Raw genomic sequence first — 16,703 nt, 5'->3', positions numbered from 1 at the left:
TAATTTTGTAAATTAGATAAAGTAAAAAGTACTAGTCAGTGCAAAATTTACAAACTGATTAATAAATTATACTTGGCTTTAAAATAGCGTTTGTGCAATTTGTTTGAGCAGGTAGGTTTCTCGTAAAATAGAAAGGCCTTGTTTTTCACTATTGGCTAATGTGCGTTCGTTATGTGCAATTGCATCGTTTATATCAACCCACTTTGCGGTCATGCCATTTTGCTGCTCGTAGTGCTCTAATTTTGCTTTGCCAAATTCATCTGCAATATTACACACGTAGCAATACGATTTAATATGAATAATATCAAAGTCTTTTTTATACCAAGGGCGATACTCTTCGTAGAGACCAAAATCTTTAACCACAGTAATATTTTTAGCGCCGGTTTCTTCGCTCAACTCACGAATTAAGCCTTGTTCAATGCTTTCGCCCTCATCTACACCACCGCCAGGTAGGCTATAATCTTCATAACGATTTGTGTACATAAGTAATATTTTATTGTTTTTTATTACAATGGCACGAGCGGTAATACGTGTGAAATGAGTGCCTTGGTTTATATTAATACCAGAGTGGATTAAGGTTTTTAATTGCTGCATTTCATCTCCTTTTATTAACATACGAGTATATCAGCTGTATAAGTGTTACTTGCAAATAAAAATTGTTTTTATTGTGATCGTCATGCTTTCAGCTTACGTAAATAGAGGGTTGATATAATAGGACAATAAATCATTTAAGTTATTTTAAAAGATTAGCTCAATACGCACCTTTAAATTAGTTCTTAGGATGCGTAGAATAAAAAAAAAGAACAGGGATTTATCATGTTAAACATACTTTTAGTAGATGATGACGTTGAATTTAGTGACGTTGTTTGCCACATAGTCGAATTCCTCGGCCACAATATAAGCACCGCAACCAGTTTAAAAGAAGCACACCAATGGTTTGAAAATAATACCTTTGATCATGTGTTACTTGATTTCATGTTACCTGATGGAAGCGGACTTCATTTGCTTGACCACTTAAAAATAATTGGCCAGTCTCCAAAAATTACACTCATATCGGGCCATCCTTCAGTGAAGGGAATATTGGCTGATATGTGTGAGCCTAATATTGGGCACCTTCTAAAACCCCTTCAACGCGAAGATTTAGAGCTTGTTTTAAATGGCCCTAAAAAAGTAGCCGTTAAAAAGGCAAAAACCAGTGGTATTACGCGTCATTTTGGCAGCTTAATTGGTGAGTCAGAGCCAATGCACAAACTGTACAATATGATTGAGCGAGTAGCCAAAACAAATGCCAATGTCATGTTAATGGGCGAAAGTGGCGCAGGTAAAGAAGTTGTGGCTCAGGCAATACACAATGCAAGCCAGTGCGAAGGCCCATTAGTGGCTAGTAACTGTGGTGCACTTTCGAAAGAGCTGATTGGCAGTGAATTATTTGGCCATGAAAAAGGCGCATTTACAGGTGCAATTGCGCGCAAAGAAGGGGTGTTTGAGCAATCAAACGACGGTACTTTGTTTCTAGATGAAGTAACCGAAATGCCAATTGATATGCAGCCTAATTTATTGCGTGTTCTTGAGACTAAAAAAGTAACGCGTGTAGGGGGCAATAAAGAAATTCCAACCAATTGTCGAGTAATCTCTGCAACTAACCGAACGTTAGAAGACTTGGCTCAAAACAACGTTATTCGTGAAGATATTTACTTTAGACTCGCAGTGTTTCCTATTGATATTCCGCCTTTAAGAGATCGAAAAGACGATATTCCATTGTTAGCAAAAGCATTTTTAGATCAGCTAAACGATGAGAATGGCACCGCATTTAGTTGGACTGCTGCACAGCTTAAAGAGCTGCAAAGTTATGAGTGGCCGGGCAATGTGCGTGAAATTCGCCATGCTATTCACCGTGCCTTTATCATGAGTGACCCTAAATCAGGCGAAGTGACACTGCCTGATAATCTAGAGTCGCCATTTTCACGTGTCAATAATCAAAGTGCTGATAACGCAGTGTCGGCTGGGCAAACCATAGAAGAAGTTGAAAAAGAGCTCATTCATGCAACGCTCGACAAGGTACAAGGGAATAAAACACTTGCCGCACAAATGCTAGGTATAAGCACTAAAACACTTTATAACCGCCTTAATGCTTACGGTGGTATTGGCGAGTATAAATAAGTTGAGAGGTAACATGACACAGAACAATCAATCGGAGCCGCTTAATAAATTAGTTCATGATGCAAGAGCCCCTTTAAATCGTATTTCAATGAATGCTGAGCTAATTAAGTTAGTACTTGAAAACGATATGCCAAAAGAAAAGGCACTCGAGGCACTAAATAAAATTATTAGCAATTGCCAACAATGCAGTGAAAGCTTACAAAAAATTGTTGATTCACAATGATGAAAGCGTGTTTTATGCGCAAACAGGAAAGTAAATAAGCATGCAAAAACAACAAGGTAAAGCGAATGTTACGTGGGCGGCTTTTATAGTTGTGGTGTTATCTATTATTGTGGGCAATGCATTTTTGGCATTAAATACAATTCAAGGGTTAACCCAAACACAAAAAAGCTTAGACAACACTAGCATGCTAAGTTCGGCAATAGAGCAATTGCATTTATCTATTGTACAGGCTGAGTCTGGGCAGCGTGGCTATTTATTAACGGAAGAAGATGATTACCTTACACCTTACTTCGATGCAATTGGCCAGTTAGAAGCACAAATAGATCATGTTAAATCACTGCATTCGGAAATTGATGGCCAATCAGAGCGGATAGCACAGCTACTTGTTCTGGCAGAAAGCAAAATTAAAGAGCTTAAAAAAACAGTTAACTTAGCGCTTGATGATAAAGAGCGCCGTGCTTTAGCTATTTTAAATACCCACAACGGCAGAGAGCTTTACAAGCAAATTCGTGAACGCGTAAATGATATTCAAGACCGTGAATTACTGTTTAAAGTGAGCCATTTTTCAAAGCTTGCTCAAATCAAAAACGAGGCCAAAATTACGTTTGCGATTACCGCTATTACTAGTGCAATACTGATTATAGGCATGTTTGTAATGACACGCTTAAACCTCAGAAATGCCGCTCAATATCGGTTTGATCTTGAGAAACAAAACGAAACATTGGCTAGTAAAGTATCTGAACGCACGCAAGAGCTAACCTTGTATTCAGACGAGTTAAGCAGAAGTAACCGGGAGTTGGAAGAGTTTGCTTTTGTGGCAAGCCATGATTTGCAGGAACCTCTGCGTAAAATTCAAGCATTTAGTGACCGGTTAGAAACCATGTTCAAAGATGATTTAGGCGAAAAAGGCTTAGATTATATTGGCCGTATGAAAAACGCCGCACAGCGAATGTCGAACTTAATTAACGACTTGTTAGAGTTTTCGCGTGTTACTACGCGTGGTAAAGACTTTGATGATACTAACTTAAATGAAGTAGTTGACGATATTCTTAGCGACTTAGAGATTGCAATAAAAGAGTCAGATGCACAAATTGAAGTGGCAGAGTTGCCTGTTATTCAAGCAGATAAAAGCCAAATGCAGCAACTTTTTTTAAACTTACTCTCGAATGCGGTTAAGTTTAGACGCCCAGATGTGAGTCCGCATATAAAAATTAGTCACGAACATGAGGCTATTTTTAATGAAGATCACAATGCGGAATTAAGCTTTCAAGTAATTACCATAAAGGATAATGGCATAGGGTTCTCTCAAGACTATGCTGATAAAATATTTGTACCGTTTCAGCGTTTGCATGGTCGCTCACAATATAAAGGGACAGGTATTGGTCTTTCTGTGTGCAGACGGATTGTAGAGCGCCATGGCGGTACTATTACAGCTCAAAGTAAAGACGGTGAAGGTGCAACCTTCATTATAAAACTACCAGTGGAAGCTGCGCTTTTCACTTTGCAAGGAGAGGCTTAAATGCCCTACACAAAAGTTAAACCAATTACTATTTTAATGGCTGACGACGACGAAGATGATCGTTTATTAACGCAAGATGCACTTGCTGAAAGCCGAGTACTTAACGAGCTGCACTTTGTAGAAGATGGTGTTGAGTTACTTGAGTATTTGGAGCGCAAAGGAAAGTTTGCTGATAAAGAAGTATCGCCGCGTCCTGGGCTAATTTTACTTGATTTGAACATGCCAAGAATGGATGGCCGCGAGGCGTTAGAGGCGATTAAAGCAAACCCAAATTTAAAAGGGATTCCAGTTGTTATTTTAACCACATCGAAACAAGAAGAAGATATGGTTAAAGGGTATAACTTAGGTGCAGCTTCTTACATTACTAAGCCTGTTACTTTTGATGGCTTAGTTGATTTGATGAAAACCCTTGGGAAATATTGGGTTGAGTTTGTAGAGTTGCCAAGTACGTTTAACGATTAATGGAGATTGTATGTTAGATAAAGTGACTCAGTTGCTACTTGTAGAAGACGATGAAGATGATTACATACTCACCTGCGACTATTTGGAGCAATTAGACTCACATACGTTTAACGTTCAATGGGTAAGCTCTCCAGAGCAAGCAATAGAAACGCTAAGTAAAAACGAACACGACATTTGTTTGCTTGATTACCGCCTTGGGGCATCTAATGGGCTCGATGTTTTAAAAGAAGCGATAGCTAATGGCTTTAGCGGGCCTATTATTATGCTTACTGGGCAATCGGATGATGAACTAGATTCTGCGGCACTTGACGCTGGAGCTGTTGATTACTTGATTAAAGGAGAAATGAGCTCAAGCCGTTTTGCCCGTGCAATTCGTTACGCCCTTGCCCGAAAAGATGTAGAGGGGGAGCGCGTAGAGCGCTTAAAAGCGGAAGCTGAAAACCGCTCAAAAGACCGTTTTTTAGCACATTTAAGCCACGAGTTACGTACACCGCTTTCATCAATTTTAGGTTACACAGAATTGTTAATGCAAAGCGACTTTAGTCAACAAGCCGAAAACGAGCTAGGGGTTATTTACAGAAATGGTAAACACTTACTTAGCCTGCTTAATGACGTATTAGACTTATCAAAAATAGCCGCAGATAAACTAGAGCTCACACCCAGTGAAGTAAACCTCGATAGCATGCTTGCAGATGTATACACGCTAATGCGTGTATCGGTGCTTGATAAAGGATTAGCACTTAAGTTTGAATCAGACCAAGCGCTCCCGCTAGTTGCCCGCCTTGATGCGACGCGTGTTCGTCAAATACTAATAAATTTAATTAATAACGCCGTTAAGTTTACAGATAAAGGCGAGATAGTTGTTAAGGCTTGGACGCAGCATGTTGACGGCACAGAGATGCTCTTTTTTAGCATTAAAGATTCAGGAATGGGTATTGCCCCTGAAAAACAACAGCTTATTTTTAAACCATTTGAACAAATAGCCGATGTAGAGTCGCGTTCAGTTGGCGGAGCAGGTTTGGGCTTGGCAATATGTGCCGAGCTATTGTCTCGTATGCAGGGCAATATAAGTTTGCATTCAGAAATAGGCAAAGGGTCTACCTTTACTATTTCGGTATACCCAGGTGACATAAGTGGTGTTGAGCGACAAGTGCTCAACTTTAGCAGTGCCCCACAGTTACAAAGTAAATTAACACCCAGTAAAGTACACGGGCGAGTACTGGTTGTTGATGATTTGCGTGATTTACGAATGCTGGTAGGGCATATGATCAGTAGCTGCGGTGCGCGAGTAGACTACGCAGAGCATGGTCAGCAAGCACTTGAAAAAGTGCGTATAGCCGACGCCTATAAAGCGCCATACGATATTATTTTTATTGATATTCATATGCCAATAATGGGTGGTAAAGAAGCAACCATTGAGCTTAGAAAAATGGGCTACAAAGGGCCAATAATTGCGCTTACAGCTGCCACAATGAAAGGGATACATGAAGAACTTGCAGCACTTGGTTTTAATGACGTAATACCAAAGCCAGTTGACAGCAGTGCACTATATCAATGCCTTCAGGATTACTTAGTTTCGCCTGAAAATGCGCCTCAGGCAAAAGATATTCAAGTCAAAGCGCTAAGTGAAAAAAGGCAGCGCTTTTTATTGGTAGAAGATGATGACGATGCTGCACAAATAACCCAGTTGCTTTTAGAAAGCTTAGGAGTAGAGACGGTTATAGCGTCAAGCTGTGCGCAGTGTTTGCAAATACTTAACCACGATCAGCAATTTGATAAAGTATTGTTAGATATGCATTTACCAGATGGTAGCGGAATTGACTTAGGTGAGCAGGTTAATGAACGATACCCTGAGCTGCGATTAGTTATTGTAAGTGGTGCGGAACCAGATCCAAAAGAGATAAAAGATTTAAATATTGATCGTGTTTTATTAAAACCTATTAATTTAGGCTTATTAGAAACACTTATAAGTTAAAGCGTGAGGTTTAAATTATATGCAGTTTATAACACTAGACTCTGAAAGATTAACGCCTTCAAAAGTCGTCTGCGTTGGCAGGAATTATACAGCCCACATTGCAGAGTTAAATAACGAAACTCCCGATGAAATGGTGTTATTTAATAAACCTAACAGCGCAATTACACACACGCTAAGAGCTCAGCATAATGGCGATGTTTTGCACTACGAGACAGAGTTATGCTTTGTAGTAAAAAAAAGAAAATTTGTAGGTGTTGGTCTTGGGCTTGATTTAACAAAACGCACCGTACAAAGTAAACTAAAAAATAAAGGATTACCATGGGAGCGCGCAAAGGCGTTTGATGGCTCTGTTGTTTTTAGTGAGTTTGTTGCATTAAGTGGCAGCGCACACGACTTTAAATTTGAATTAAAAATTAACGGCGCAGTTATTCAGCAAGGTGATACTCACTTTATGCTAAATAAACCAGAGGCTATTTTACAAGAAATCAGCGAGTTTATGAGCTTAGACGATGGTGACGTAGTCATGACTGGTACGCCTTCAGGTGTTGGTGAAGTGGCTGAAAACAGTACTTTTTCTGTTGCTCTGTACGCTAATGAACAGTGTTTGATTGAGCATCAGTGGCAGGTAATTTAAAGTTAATAACCTGCTGTTGATAGTGTTTGTTAAAGTCAGCAAAATTAGAGTTTAAAAAAGTATGCTGACTTTTTATGTACTCAGGTGACTGTAAAATGGTTGCTTTTAATGCATTATTAATTTTTTTGATGGCTTGAGATGCAAAGTTATTTTTTGCTTTTACAGCACAGCCCACGGCACCTCGTATAAAGCCAGTCTCTTTTTCAGCCAAAGGGATACTGGTTATGTTATTAAACCTTCCTTGTTTATTAAAGTAGTCAGCCATAAATGGGTAATCAATAGAGTAGTCTAAAAAGCCACGGCTTAAGCGCGCAATCACGGCTTGGCTTTCATTTTCGCTACTCCAGCTAAATGACGAGCTATTATTAAGTTTTGTATTGCTAATAATTGTGTTTATTCTATTTGAAAATTTGCGTGCCGCGGCTTGGCCGTAAATGTAGTTTTGATCGGCTAATAAATTAATTAAATTAATTGGTAAGCCGTGTTTTTTTGTTAATTTGGGGGCTAATTCTGTGGTTGTTAATACGGAGAATGGCGGGTAGACAGTGGTTGGGTTTGATAGTTTGAGTATGTGATTATTTTGTTTTTTATAAATAACACATGGAAAGCATACATTTTTACCTTCATTTAAATATTTATTTATACGCTGCTGTGGCACAACAAGCCGTGTATGCTTTACATCAGTAATTGTGTTAATTAGTTGCTCTGTTAAGTTGTCACAAAGCCCACCTTGTGGCGCTTTATCGCTTTTAGTTATGTGAAAAGGAGGTGTGTAACTTTGTAGCCAAATTATTTCTTTAATGGGCTCAGCTTGCTTAGTATTACCGAGTGCCGTGAACGATGAAAATAACAAACTAATTATTAATACGCGTTTTACCATTGCATAAACTTTCTTTAAAAAGTAATACTTTTAGTATAGATAGTAATTAACAATAATAAACAATCATTTTTTTATTAGTTAAAAAAAGCAGGTAGTGATTTACCTGCTTTTATACCTTTAAAAAACTAAAGCTAGTAAGGCATAGGATAGTTTTTGAAAATAGTCGCTATGCTTGTTAAGGTTTCGTCGTTTAAAGTGATATTAAACGCGTCTATGTCTTCTTTTAACTGTGCCATGGTTGTGGCGCCAATTATAGAAGACGTTACTCCATCTACCTGATTACACCATGCAAGAGCAAGTTGTGCTGGCGTCATATTGTTTGCATGTGCAAGCTCTGCATATAGCTTGGTTGCTTGTTGGGCATTAGGGGTATCTCTAAAAATACCATTACGTTGTGCGAAGCTCCACCGCGAGCCTTTTGGACGAGCACCCTCTAGGTATTTACCTGTTAGTAAACCGGCTGCTAAAGGCGACCAAGGCAGGTAAGCAATATCTTCATGTACACATTGCTCAATCAAATAAGGCCAATCTTTAGCATGAGCTAAGCTAAATTCATTTTGAATAGACACCATGCGTGGCAAGTTGTGCTCTTTTGCCAAACTTACAAACTGGCTAATCCCCCAAGGCGTATCATCAGACAGTCCGCAATGTTTAATTTTGCCCGCTTTAACACAGTCGTTAAGGCCTTCTAAAATATCAAGCATGCCAGCTTGGTGAGCTTGTGTATCTACATCACTAAATTTAAGTATTCCTGGCCACTGTCTTGCAAAATGCGGTGTTGAACGATTAGGCCAATGTAATTGGTACAAATCAATATAATCGGTTTGCAAGCGCTTAAGGGAATTATCAACCGCCTCTATAACTGCTTGGCGGGTTATATCGCCACCCTCTCGTACCCACGATAGGCCATTACCCGCTACTTTTGTTGCCAGTACTATGTCGCTTCGTTTTTGCTGATTACGAGAAAGCCAGTCGCCAATAATTTGCTCTGTTTTACCGTAGGTTTCAGGCGAGGGAGGTACGGCATACATTTCAGCTGTATCAATAAAATTTACGCCACGCTCTAATGCATAAGCTATTTGATCGTCTGCGTCGCGTTGAGTGTTTTGAACGCCCCAAGTCATACTGCCTAGACAGACTCTTGAAACGTTAACCCCGCTGCTACCAAGTGGGCTGTATTGCATAGAAATTCCTTATGACTCGTCTTGTGCGTATTTTAGTAAGGCTGATAAAAGTGGTTCTGTAATGGGGGCTTTTGCACCCGTTTTAAAATCAAACATCACTACTTTTGATGTGCCCGTGGTGGTTATCGCACTTTGTGCGTGACTAAATACACTGTAATTCATTACAAACCGGTCGGTTTTAATATCTGAAATAGTGACCCCAACAGTTAGAGTGTCGGGAAAGGTAACGGGGCGCTTATAGCGAATAGTATTTTCACTTATAACAGGGCCAACTCCACCGGGTTTAATGGTGTCGAATAAGTTTAGTTTATTTAAAAAGTCTATTCGGGCTATTTCAAAATAACGCAGGTATACCACGTTGTTAACGTGCTGAAGGGCATCCATGTCGGCCCATGCTACAGTGATGTCGGTATGAATAGGGTGATTATCTTTGAACCTTTGCATGTACTTATAGCTCTTAACTTTAAAGCACTTAGATTATCAATATGAACTAGTGAGCTCAAGGGAATTTATAATTAGGTGGTTTTAAAAACTTTGTAACCAATTGATTTTGGTATACAGTTAAAAAACACACACAGGAGCACACACATGCAAAATATAATTAATTGGTTATTAGCTAGTTTAGTTTTTATAGCGTCGTTTACCTGTTATGCAATGGGTAACGCCTCTGGTGCTATTATTCTTATTTTGGCGGGGTTCTTTTTTGAGGTTTTGCTTTGGCTACGAAGTATGAAAGAGCAAGAAAGCACTAAACGTCTTTTTTAATTGCCACTGAGCTTGATTATAAATAGGGATTACATAATAATGACTGTATAAATAAACAGTCTTTATTGTGGTGATGAAAAAGTTTATACACATAGATATGGACTGCTTTTATGCGGCGGTAGAAATGCGAGACAACCCAAAGCTCGCAAATGTACCGCTTGCTATTGGCGGCAACAGTCGGCGTGGCGTGTTATCTACCGCTAACTATATAGCCAGAGAGTTCGGCGTGCGCTCTGCGATGTCTAATTACCATGCTAAGCAACTATGTCCCGATTTGGTTATTGTGCCCGGGCGTATGGCTGTTTATAAAGAAATATCGAGCCAAATACGCGAAGTGTTTAGTCGTTACACCCACCTTGTAGAACCACTTTCTCTTGACGAAGCCTACCTTGATGTTACTGACAGCAAAGCGTGTAAAGGCAGTGCTACACTCATTGCTCAGCAAATAAGAGCTGATATATACAACGCAACAGGGCTAACCGCTTCTGCAGGTGTGGCCCCAGTTAAATTTATTGCCAAAATAGCCAGTGACGAAAATAAGCCAAATGGCCAATTTGTTGTACTGCCTGATGAGGTTGACCCATTTTTAGAACAGCTGCCGCTAGGAAAAATTCCCGGTGTGGGTAAAGTGACATTAGAGAGATTAAATCTTAAAGGGCTTTATACAGGGAAAGATGTGCGTGAAAAAGGGGTGAACTGGATGCAGCAACACGTTGGTAATTTTGGTGTGTCGCTTTATCAAAAATGTGCGGGAGAATACATTGGTAGCGTTTCAACCGAGCGAATACGTAAGTCTTTAAGTGTTGAGCATACCTACGAATACAATAAAACCAGTCTGCAAGAATGCTTGGATCAGATCCCTAGCTTAATAGATGAATTAACTCGTAGACTTGATAAGCAGCAATTACAAAGTCGTATAAATAAATTAAGTGTGAAAGTGAAGTTTGCTAATTTTGTGGTGACCTCAGCCGATCAGGCTTATCATCAATTAAATACCGAAATTTTTGTTCAGTTACTCACTAAAGCGTATCAACGTGGTTTGCAGCAACCTGTTAGGTTATTAGGTATTGGCGTTGGTATTAAAAGCCAGCCTGAGCAGAATTTACAATTGAGTATTTTGGATTGATGCGTGACGCTTTTACAAAGCGTTTTAGATAAATTAAACGCTTATCGCATCTTACTGGTCTTCAATATACAAATCGACGATAATAAAGGTCTATGTTTTTAACAGGATCTGTATTTATGGCATACCCTAAAGCTGTGTTAGCTCAATTAACAAGCGCTAGTCTTGAATGTGCATCACATGACGCACTGATCATCATAAGTGATGACTTTTCTAAATTACCTAATAATTCTCTTCGCGATGCCGTTTTAGCTCAGTCAAAAATTGATGCGCGCATTGGCAAGCAGGTAACCTTACTTGTTATTGAAAATAAGCGTGTAATTTTAGCGCCAACGGGGCCGCTAAATAGAGATTACGACGATGTTCGTCGTTACTTTGATGCCGCTAAACTGGCAATCAATGAAGCCAAGTTATCAGGTAGTGTTAATCCAGCCTTGTTTTTACCAAGTTTGTCAGGCGATAGCCGTTATCAGCATGCATTAGAAGTTTCATTTTTAGGTATGTGCCAAGCACTTTGGCAGCCTTTAGAAGCGCGTGAGTACCACGGCGAAGAGATTGAGCCGATAGCCACTATTGGGTTAATTAATGTCAGTTCACAAACAGTTAAAGCTGTTAATGCTATTGCGGCTGGCCAGTATGCTGCTCGTGATTTATGTGGTACCGAGCCTGAGCGCATGGCGCCACCTCGCTTTGCTGATTATTGTGTTGATTTATTTAAAGGCACAAATATAGCCGTTGATGTAATAGACGATATTACGGCTATTGATAAACATTACCCCATGTTAAGTACGGTTGCGCGTGCATCTTATGCGGTTGAGCGTCATCATCCACGAGTTGTTAAGCTTGAGTATGTGCCTGAGGGCGAAGTTATCCGCACTCTTATGTTTGTTGGTAAAGGCTTAGTTTACGATACCGGCGGTGCAGATCTAAAAGTGGGTGGTTATATGGCGGGTATGAGCCGTGACAAAGGTGGTGCTGCCTCGGTTGCAGGGTTTATGAAAGCCGTGGCTGACTACCAACCAGAAGGTGTGAAGGTTATTGCTTACCTAGCGGTTGTGCGTAATTCAATTGGGTCTGACTGTTTTGTACCTGATGAGATAATTACAAGCCGCGAAGGTGTACGCGTACGTATTGGTAACACGGATGCTGAAGGGCGCTTGGCAATGGGTGATCTACTAAGCGAAATGAAAGATTTAGCTAAAACAGAGGTTAACCCTACATTATTTACCGTTGCAACGCTTACAGGTCATGCCGCACGAGCAATGGGTCCTTATGGTGCCTATGTAGAAAATGGCCCAGCAAGGCTTGCTAAAGTTTCGCGCCAAATTGCTGATTGTGGCGATTTATGGGCTGATGGTGCAGAAGTATCGCGATCGCGCCGTGAAGATTACGACTTTATAAAGCCACGTACGCTGGCGGATGATGTGCTTTCAAGTAATAACGCAGCTTCTGCGGTAACGGCACGTGGTCACCAATTCCCGATGGCGTTTTTAGCTGTTGTTGGCGGGTTAGACAAGCACGGAACAGACTCTACACAGCCGTTGCCATACGTGCATATGGATATTGCCGGTAGTGGTGTTGAAGGTGGTGATTGGCAACATGGCAAACCAACAGCAGCATCTGTTGCTAGTTTATTTGCCTGTTACTGCTTATAAAGTTAACTACTTAAATGAAAAAAGCCCTGTTTAACAGGGCTTTTTTTATACTCAATTTAATTTGAATCGATTAACAATAGATGAAAGCTCCGTACTACTTTGTTTGAGCTTATCACTGGCGCTATTGAGTTGCTTGGTATTATCTAACGATTGCTCAGTTGATTGAGATAAATCGTTTATGCGCAGGTTCACCTCATCTGCAGCTTGAGTTTGCTGCTCTGTTGCACGTGCAATTTGGCTGTTCATTTCAGTGATAACAGATACGAGTCGCTCAATCTCATTGAGTGAGTTATTAGCAGAGGATGCCTGTTCAACGGTTGAGACCGAAAGCGTTTGGCTGGCTTTAACTGCGTCTACAGCCGCCCGGGTACCTTCTTGTAGTTTACTGATCATTGATTGAATTTCGTCAGTGCTTTGTCCTGTTCTACTGGCAAGCGTACGTACTTCATCGGCAACGACTGCAAAACCCCGACCATGCTCACCAGCACGTGCGGCTTCAATCGCAGCATTAAGCGCGAGTAGGTTTGTTTGTTCAGAAATACTTCTAATTACATCCAGTACAGAGCCTATGTTCTGACTTTCATTTGCTAAGTCTTCTGTTACACGACTTACTGTCTCGATGTTTGCCGAGAGTGTTTCTATGGCGGTTATTGTTTCTGCGACTACGTGTTTACCCGTTGATGCGTTATGTGCCGCATCATTAGCGGCTTGCTCTGCGGCTTCTGCGTTGCTGCTCACATCATGTATTTGATGGGTCATTTGCTCCATTGCCGCTGCAACTTGTGTCGAGCTGTCGTTTTGTAGCTCTATGAATGATTGGCTAGTTTTTGTTGAGTCATCAACGGTATGGGCGTGTTCGTTAACATCGTTTGCGCTTTGTGATACATGTACCAACGATTCACGCATTTTTGAAACAAATAAATTAAATGAATGCGATAGCTTCGAAATTTCATCGTTACCTTCTTCATTTAAAGTGCGGGTTAAGTCGCCTTCACCCTGCGAAATATCTTTCATCATGTTGGCGGCAAGTCGTGTTGGTAGTAATACACTGCGTCCTATAAAGTAACTAAACACAATAACAGCTATGATCATCACTACGGCGTTTAAAATAATAAGGTTACGTTGAGACGAAAAAGCAGCATCTATGGTATCTAAATATACACCTGAGCCAATTATCCACTGCCATTGGTTAAACCCTTTTACAAAGGCAACTTTATCAACGGGTTGTTCTTCACCGGGTTTTGGCCACTTGTAAGGAATAAAGCCTTCGCCATCTTTTTTAGTAATATTAACCATTTCAACAAACAACGCTTTACCGTCTGGATCTTTATTGTTAGTTAAATCTTTACCTTCAAGGGCGGGTTTTATTGGGTGCATTACCATTTCTGGTTGGTAGTTGTTTATCCAAAAATAATTAGTTTTGTCATAGCGTAAAGCACGAATTGCATTCATTGCTTGCGTTTGTGCCTGCTGCTGTGTGAGTGTGTTGTTTTGTTCAAGTGTGTGAAAGTGTTCAATAATACTATAAGCAGTTTCCACTACATTTTGTGTTTTTAGGTATTGTTCGTATTTAAGGGCTTTATATTGGTTGTTTAAGCTAGAAACACTCAATACAATCAAGCCAAAAATAACAATGCCAACCAACATAGCAAAACGCTGAAAAATACTAAAACGTCGAAGATTAAGCATGTGCGTATCCTTTAATTATTTGCACAAAAAAGTGCACCAAATAAGTTTAGTAAAAATATGCGTTTAATCTAGGGCTAGTTTATATTTCGAGGTTAAATTTAAAGCTGTATTTGAGGCATTTAACTAAGGCTGAGTTTAAGACTCTTTTTAAATAAAAAAGGCTGATTAAAAAATCAGCCTTAATAAGTTAGTTACTGTTTGTTATTTAACATCAAAATGACGGTTAAAGAAATTTGTAATAGTTTGGTGTAAATGAGTTTGAACTTGCTTACCGCGCAAGCTATGTTTTGAACCTGGGTAGGTCATCATTTCAAACTGTTTTTCACTGTCTTGTAGTTGTTTAAATAGTTTAGTTGCATGAGTAAACAATACATTGTCGTCTGCCATACCGTGATAAATCATTAGTGGTCCCTTAAGACCATCGGTATATGGAAATACTGCGCTAGCTTCATAACCTTTTGCATTTGTATCAGGGTGACCTAAATAACGCTCTGTGTAATGAGTGTCGTATAATGCCCAATCAGTTACCGGAGCACCTGATACACCGGCATTAAAGTAGTCACCAGCTTTAAACATGGTCATAAGCGCCATATAGCCACCGTAGCTATGGCCGTAAATACCAATGCGTTTAGCATCTACGTAGTCAAGTGTACGTAAAAATTCAACGCCTTTAATTTGGTCGCGTACTTCAACGTCACCTAGGTTTTTGTATATAGCGTCTTCAAACTTTTTACCACGGTTGTACGAACCACGGTTATCAAGTTGAAAAATTACATAACCTTGCTGCGCCATATATTGAAAGTATAAGTTTTTACTGCGCCAGCTGTTTGTAACGCGTTGAGCATGCGGGCCGCCGTATACGTTAACAATGACTGGATGTTTTTTACCTGCACTCATATTAGTTGGTTTGAATAAGCGGTAATGCATTATTTGTCCATCGTCGGCTTTTAACGTGCCATACTCAGGTGTTGCTAAATTGCTCAAATAAGGTGTAAGTGGGTGGCTGTTATCTAGCTTGTTTTCTTCAAGCCAAGTAATAAATTCGCCGTTAACTTTACGCAGTGCTGCCGACTTAGGCTTATTAACAGAAGAACTTGTGTCGATAAAGGTTTTATTATCTTTTGCTAGCACTACGTTGTGGTACTGGCCTTCTTCAGTAATTCGTTTAGAGTCACCTTTTTTAAATAAAGGTGCGCTGTATAAGTGGCTTTCAAGTGGTGTGTCTTTTCTGCCAGCAAAGTACACAATGCCTTTTTTCTCATCAATGCCTTTTAGGCTATCAACAGCCCAGTCACCCGATGTAATTTGACGAACTAACTGTCCATTTGTGCGGTAAAGATAAAGGTGCTTAAACCCATCACGCTCAGAAGCCCACACAAAGTGTTTTTTGTCTTTTAAAAAAACGAGATCAAAATGCAGATTGATCCATGTATCGCTGTTTTCTGTTAGGGCTACTTTTTGCTTTTTAGACTCAGAGTCATAAAAGCGAAGTTCGAGTGTTTGTTGCGAACGATTTTGCCATTGGTAAGAAAGTGTTTTGCTGTCTTTTAACCATTTAGCGCGAGCAATGTAAATATCTTCGTCTTTACCTAAATCAATCCAATCAACATGTTGATTGTTTAATTTAACCACACCGAGTTGAATTTTAACGTTGTCGGTACCGGTAAATGGATAACGTTGATTAAAGAGCTTTACTTCGTCAGCGTATATTTCGTTGCGAATAGCTTCTTTAACAGGTGACTCATCAACACGTGTATAAGCAATTTTAGTTTCATCGCCCGACCACCAGTAGCCAGTCATGCGGCTCATTTCTTCTTGTGCTACAAATTCGGCCATGCCATTTTTAATAACGCCGCCACCGTCTTGGCTTAATTGAATTTCTTTACCTGAATTAAGTGCTAATGCGTATAGGTTTTGTTCGCGTATAAACGATACATAGTTTCCTTTTGGCGAAAAGCGTGCATCGGTTTCAAATGCATCTGTGTTGGTTAGCTTTTTACTTTTAGCTGAGGCTAAGTCGTAGTAATACAGATCGCCATTTAGCGGAAATAAAAGTGCTTTGCCATCGGTTGACCATGTGTATTCTAGAATACCTTTGCCAAAAATACGTTGGCGTTCGCGGCGTGCTTTTTCTTCGTCTGATAGGTTTTCAGGGCCAGAAAATAATTCGGCTGAATCGACCAATACACGATTAGTGTTATCTTCTAAGTTGTATTCCCACAAATCGTAGCGGTTGTAGTCGTCAGTTTTACCCTGTAGGTAAGTTACACGGCTTCCATCAGGTGAGAATTTAAGTTGAACGGGAGATTTACCTGATAGGCTTGGATCATCAAAAATGCGTTCTAGCGATAAAGGTTTTGCTTGAACACTGATAGCGCCCACAATTAGTGGTACAGCAAGTGAGAGGTGTTTTATTTTTTTTAGCACAAGGTTA

General features: G+C 40.0%; 15 protein-coding genes. 9 read left to right on the top strand and 6 right to left on the bottom strand.

Annotated features, from left to right (window positions below; all coding sequences use genetic code 11):
- Positions 1–78: 78 nt before the first annotated feature.
- Entirely contained in the window at positions 79–594 is a 516-nt protein-coding gene (locus PMAN_RS11415; protein ID WP_010557814.1) for an NUDIX hydrolase, read from the bottom strand.
- Between the two features lie 222 nt (positions 595–816).
- Between PMAN_RS11415 and PMAN_RS11410 the strand changes: the two genes are divergently transcribed.
- From PMAN_RS11410 to PMAN_RS11385, 6 genes are read left to right on the top strand one after another with little or no spacing between them, the layout of a single operon-like run.
- A complete protein-coding gene (locus PMAN_RS11410) occupies positions 817–2,160 on the top strand; it encodes a sigma-54-dependent transcriptional regulator (protein WP_006793674.1) in 1,344 nt (447 codons plus the stop codon).
- 13 nt (positions 2,161–2,173) lie between these two features.
- Complete coding sequence (locus PMAN_RS11405; protein WP_008126509.1) at positions 2,174–2,383, top strand: hypothetical protein; 210 nt, start codon at positions 2,174–2,176, stop codon at positions 2,381–2,383.
- Between the two features lie 34 nt (positions 2,384–2,417).
- On the top strand, positions 2,418–3,902 hold the full coding sequence (locus PMAN_RS11400; RefSeq protein WP_168371080.1) for a sensor histidine kinase: 1,485 nt from the start codon (positions 2,418–2,420) through the stop codon (positions 3,900–3,902).
- Positions 3,903–4,364, top strand: a complete 462-nt coding sequence (locus PMAN_RS11395) for a response regulator (RefSeq protein WP_008126515.1) — start codon at positions 3,903–3,905, stop codon at positions 4,362–4,364.
- A gap of 10 nt (positions 4,365–4,374) precedes the next feature.
- Entirely contained in the window at positions 4,375–6,339 is a 1,965-nt protein-coding gene (locus tag PMAN_RS11390) for a response regulator (RefSeq protein WP_008126517.1), read from the top strand.
- Positions 6,340–6,358: 19 nt separating this feature from the next.
- The gene (locus PMAN_RS11385) at positions 6,359–6,973 is read left to right on the top strand and encodes a fumarylacetoacetate hydrolase family protein (RefSeq protein WP_010557812.1); all 615 of its coding nucleotides are present in this window, start codon (positions 6,359–6,361) and stop codon (positions 6,971–6,973) included.
- On the opposite strand, the gene PMAN_RS11380 is transcribed toward PMAN_RS11385, so the two are convergent.
- From PMAN_RS11380 to PMAN_RS11370, 3 genes are all read right to left on the bottom strand, one after another.
- The gene (locus tag PMAN_RS11380; RefSeq protein WP_010557811.1) at positions 6,930–7,853 is read right to left on the bottom strand and encodes an ABC transporter substrate-binding protein; all 924 of its coding nucleotides are present in this window, start codon (positions 7,851–7,853) and stop codon (positions 6,930–6,932) included. The genes PMAN_RS11385 and PMAN_RS11380 overlap by 44 nt on opposite strands.
- A 131-nt stretch (positions 7,854–7,984) precedes the next feature.
- Entirely contained in the window at positions 7,985–9,037 is a 1,053-nt protein-coding gene (locus PMAN_RS11375) for an aldo/keto reductase (protein ID WP_010557810.1), read from the bottom strand.
- Between the two features lie 9 nt (positions 9,038–9,046).
- Entirely contained in the window at positions 9,047–9,481 is a 435-nt protein-coding gene (locus PMAN_RS11370) for an acyl-CoA thioesterase (RefSeq protein ID WP_006793666.1), read from the bottom strand.
- 144 nt (positions 9,482–9,625) lie between these two features.
- On the opposite strand from PMAN_RS11370, the gene PMAN_RS11365 reads away from it, so the two are divergent.
- The 3 genes from PMAN_RS11365 (at position 9,626) to PMAN_RS11355 (ending at position 12,580) form a co-directional block, all read left to right on the top strand.
- A complete protein-coding gene (locus PMAN_RS11365) occupies positions 9,626–9,802 on the top strand; it encodes a hypothetical protein (RefSeq protein WP_006793665.1) in 177 nt (58 codons plus the stop codon).
- A 73-nt stretch (positions 9,803–9,875) separates the two neighbouring features.
- Positions 9,876–10,928: a DNA polymerase IV gene (gene dinB / locus PMAN_RS11360; protein WP_033035960.1), complete on the top strand. Its 1,053-nt coding sequence runs from the start codon at positions 9,876–9,878 to the stop codon at positions 10,926–10,928.
- A 116-nt stretch (positions 10,929–11,044) separates the two neighbouring features.
- Positions 11,045–12,580, top strand: a complete 1,536-nt coding sequence (locus tag PMAN_RS11355; RefSeq protein ID WP_010557808.1) for a M17 family metallopeptidase — start codon at positions 11,045–11,047, stop codon at positions 12,578–12,580.
- A 51-nt stretch (positions 12,581–12,631) separates the two neighbouring features.
- Here PMAN_RS11355 and PMAN_RS11350 read toward each other — a convergent pair whose 3' ends face one another.
- Together PMAN_RS11350 and PMAN_RS11345 are read right to left on the bottom strand one after the other, a co-directional pair.
- A complete protein-coding gene (locus tag PMAN_RS11350) occupies positions 12,632–14,269 on the bottom strand; it encodes a methyl-accepting chemotaxis protein (protein ID WP_006794285.1) in 1,638 nt (545 codons plus the stop codon).
- 201 nt (positions 14,270–14,470) lie between these two features.
- Positions 14,471–16,696, bottom strand: coding sequence for a S9 family peptidase (locus tag PMAN_RS11345; RefSeq protein WP_010557807.1), 2,226 nt, complete (start codon positions 16,694–16,696; stop codon positions 14,471–14,473).
- Positions 16,697–16,703: the final 7 nt, after the last annotated feature.

The organism is Pseudoalteromonas marina, from assembly GCF_000238335.3.
In the GTDB taxonomy this organism is placed as follows: Bacteria; Pseudomonadota; Gammaproteobacteria; order Enterobacterales; family Alteromonadaceae; genus Pseudoalteromonas; species Pseudoalteromonas marina.
This window is presented reverse-complemented; position numbering and strand designations above follow the sequence as displayed.